This window comes from Sporosalibacterium faouarense (genome assembly GCF_016765695.1).
Classification (GTDB): Bacteria; Bacillota; Clostridia; order Tissierellales; family VENL01; genus Sporosalibacterium; species Sporosalibacterium faouarense.
The window spans coordinates 1-3248 of the sequence record NZ_JAETGO010000014.1; the positions used below are offsets into that span (position 1 = coordinate 1).

A 3248-nucleotide genomic window follows, 5' to 3' on the forward strand; every position below is an offset into this window, starting at 1 on the left:
CGTCATCCAGTCAATTCTACCTCGCTGACTTTCTGTCTACGCTTAAAATATTATGTCACCATAGTATCTCCAAGACTCGATACAAGGCTGTTGGCTAGACTTTACCCTGACGGGACTCACACCCGCTAGAATGTACGCCCTGCCAGGACGCACTGCAAACATATTATTATGTGTTGATGCAAACTTTTCCTTGTCTTTCATGTCGATATTACAAATAGTTACTTATGACTTCAGCAAAACCTCCAAAAGAAGCTATAAGTGCAATTACAGCAAATATAAAAAGAAAATTATATTTCTTCTTAGATAAAAAATAAATAATTATTGCTAAAACTATAGCCATAAAGTAGTTGCCAAAAAAGTACCCTAAAAGATAATAAGTATCATGGTTACTTTCAAGCATATAAAATAAAAAAGTACGAAAACTCGTTATCACTACTGACAATACAATCATAATTAATGAAATAATCATATAACTCATATTGTTTTTTTTCTTAATATTTTCATTCATAGTTTACCTCCTAAATATTTTTAATTTATTAAGTTTGCATTTTCACATAACGTCTCCGTGTTTGCGACACCTTCAAGCTCTACAAGAAGTTGCTCATGGCTGTGAGCCAGCGAACGCCTAATGGTCGAGTAGACGGAGCCTTGCAACTCCAATCCCTCACAGAACCGGACTTGCCCTATTAAGGCATCCGGCTCTTCACTTCATCATTTACATTAAATAGCTACTACCTATACCTAAATCAAATATTCTTACATGGGTTTTCACCTTTGGTAGTGAATATTTCTTAAGAAATAGTTCGAACTTATCCCAGTTAAAACTCTTTTTCTGACTTCTACGGTTTAACCGTTTGTAGAGTAACTTTCTGCATTCATATATGAAATCACCTACTGCTTTGCGATTATCTGTTATTCCATAGTAATTACAATGTCCTTGTATCTTGGATTTGAACACTTTCATAAATTTTCTTATGGGCATTGTCCTATTATTCCTTATCCATTCTTTACACCTTAACAAACTAGCTTTGTATTTCTTTTTGCTAGTTTTCCTTTTCATTCTCATTCTTCCATCTTTACTTTTGCCTATATAATGAGTAAATCCAAGAAAGTCAAAGGATTCTTCTCCTTTGTCTCTGCTACCTTTGTCATTATCTTTCTTTTGAGTGTCTTTCTTCAATTCAATTATCTTTGTCTTTTCTTGTGCCACTTCTAGATTGAATTTCCCTAACCTTTTCATCAGCTCTTTATAGAATTTGACTGCATCTTCTCTATATTGAAAGCAGAATATACTATCATCAGCATATCTAACCATGTATGCCATTCCTTTGCATCTTTTCCTTACTATTTCTTCAAACCATAGGTCTATTACATAGTGTAGATATATATTTGCAAGTATTGGTGAACACACTCCTCCTTGGGGTGTTCCTTGTGGTGTATCATACTTTAATCCTGCTTCTATTATTCCTGCCTTTAACAGTCTTGTTATTAGTCTTCGAAGGTTTATGTCTTCTATCCTATGTTCTATAAATTTCATCATCCATTTATGGTCTACACTGTCAAAGAATCCCCGTATATCTGTATCTACTACATATTTGATATATCCTTTGTTTAGTATCTTATCTAGTAGTTTCAATGCATCATGACACCCTCTTTTAGGTCTAAATCCAAATGAGCACTCTACGAAATCTTGTTCATATATTGCATTCAATATTTTAGCTAGAGCAGATTGTACTAGTTTGTCCTCATAAGCAGGTATCCCTAGTGGTCTTTTGTTATCTCGTCCACTCCTGCTACTTTCTTGCCTCTCATTTCTCCGTGGCATTGTATTAGGCTCTCTTTGTTTATTAGGTGTATTAATGATGTGAATTTCTCTTTAGGTTTTGATTTAGCTATTTCTGCTATCCTCTCAAGTTTCGTTTCCATATGTTTTCTCCCTCTGTGTGAAGTTTATGTTTCTCTTTTAAGGTCGATGTTGTGTTACTGCCTTCCCTCCATAGACATTACTCTACTTCTTTGGTACTATGCAGTAATCCGATTCCCTGATGCATTGAACTTCCTTGCTTTGTTATCACTTGGTTTAGTCCTACTTTCTCTGTGTAAAGAGCATTCAGGGTCTCCCAAATTGACTGTATCATATCAATGTATAGCATGCGATGGTCTACGGAAACTCATATATTCTCACTTAACGAATATATGAGTATTGTTTTCTACTTCGTCGACAGTATCAACCTTCCCGATTGTCATTTCGAGGCTCAATCCCTTCAACTTTACGCTTACCGCCTACTACCTTGCTGCCTACGCTTAACATCATAAGTTGCCCGATGATGTCCAAGACTCGCTATGAGTGGTTTGCTAGACCTTTCTCAGTAGGAATCCCACCCACTATATGATACGCCCTTATCTTGGAGCTCCAACGACTGACTCGGTTAGCGAGAAGGTGTGGGCGTATAATCCTCAGAATCCACCCGAGTAGCCCCTTGCGTAAACATTTTGTTATCAGAAGTAAGTTTACTTAGCTTCGAAGCCTAATTCCCCAATCTTCTTTTATATTTTATTGCTATTAATTTGATTTTAATATTTTTAATAAAGTTAATATAATTTTAGTTTAAAGCCTACCACTATATTTTTATCACATTAAATTATAAAGGACTCCATATAACTCAAGTTTAATAATCTGCTTTACTCTTCTAATTGCCTTTAAATTTCCTCTTTTCTATTTAATCTGTTTAAAAATAGTGCTAATTTAATAGATTTTTTCAGGAACCATATACTAGGATATGTTGTTATTTATTTCTGATAATTATTATTTTTTATTGCATCTACAATTATTAATGTACATATTACTACTGTTGAACACAGTAACGCTATTGCACTAACTACAACACCTATCTCTCCAGGTCCCGAACCAATTGCAGTTCCCACATTTATAGACAAAAATTCTACAATCCAAAAAATTAAAAATCCTATAAGAATATAACTAACATATTTCATTTATTAAATACCCCCTTATTGTTACACGTAATTAGACACACCATTAAATCTATCCATACACTTTTTCAGTCTACTATAAAAAAAGCATTAATATGTTGCATATAATAAGTAGTTATAACAATAGTTATAATCCAAAAGATTACTTGTTTTTGACCCATAAGGAATTCTCTGAAATAAGTGAACTAATTTTTTATAACGTACCAGGGATTTAAGAAGTTCATGAACCTTAGCGCGACGCGCTTGGTGAATGAATT

At 34.1% G+C, this 3248-nt stretch carries 4 protein-coding genes; all 4 read right to left on the reverse strand.

All coding sequences use genetic code 11. The features are described 5' to 3' along the window. Positions 1 to 208: 208 nt before the first annotated feature. Positions 209 to 508 (reverse strand): hypothetical protein, encoded by a 300-nt coding sequence (locus JMO20_RS01545; RefSeq protein ID WP_202707503.1) that lies wholly within the window; start codon positions 506 to 508, stop codon positions 209 to 211. A 207-nt stretch (positions 509 to 715) separates the two neighbouring features. Beyond that, positions 716 to 1825 (reverse strand): group II intron reverse transcriptase/maturase, encoded by a 1110-nt coding sequence (ltrA, locus tag JMO20_RS01550; protein WP_243414604.1) that lies wholly within the window; start codon positions 1823 to 1825, stop codon positions 716 to 718. Further along, entirely contained in the window at positions 1762 to 1926 is a 165-nt protein-coding gene (locus tag JMO20_RS19900; RefSeq protein WP_243414605.1) for a hypothetical protein, read from the reverse strand. The genes ltrA and JMO20_RS19900 overlap by 64 nt, the downstream gene beginning before the upstream one ends. A gap of 864 nt (positions 1927 to 2790) precedes the next feature. Next, positions 2791 to 2994 (reverse strand): hypothetical protein, encoded by a 204-nt coding sequence (locus JMO20_RS01555; protein WP_202707505.1) that lies wholly within the window; start codon positions 2992 to 2994, stop codon positions 2791 to 2793. Positions 2995 to 3248 lie beyond the last annotated feature (254 nt).

Bases quoted from the DNA above. Each gene is read 5' to 3' on its own strand.
- JMO20_RS01545 (WP_202707503.1), bottom strand. From the start codon at position 508: ATGAATGAAAATATTAAGAAAAAAAACAATATGAGTTATATGATTATT.
- ltrA (WP_243414604.1), bottom strand. From the start codon at position 1,825: ATGCCACGGAGAAATGAGAGGCAAGAAAGTAGCAGGAGTGGACGAGAT.
- JMO20_RS19900 (WP_243414605.1), bottom strand. From the start codon at position 1,926: ATGGAAACGAAACTTGAGAGGATAGCAGAAATAGCTAAATCAAAACCT.
- JMO20_RS01555 (WP_202707505.1), bottom strand. From the start codon at position 2,994: ATGAAATATGTTAGTTATATTCTTATAGGATTTTTAATTTTTTGGATT.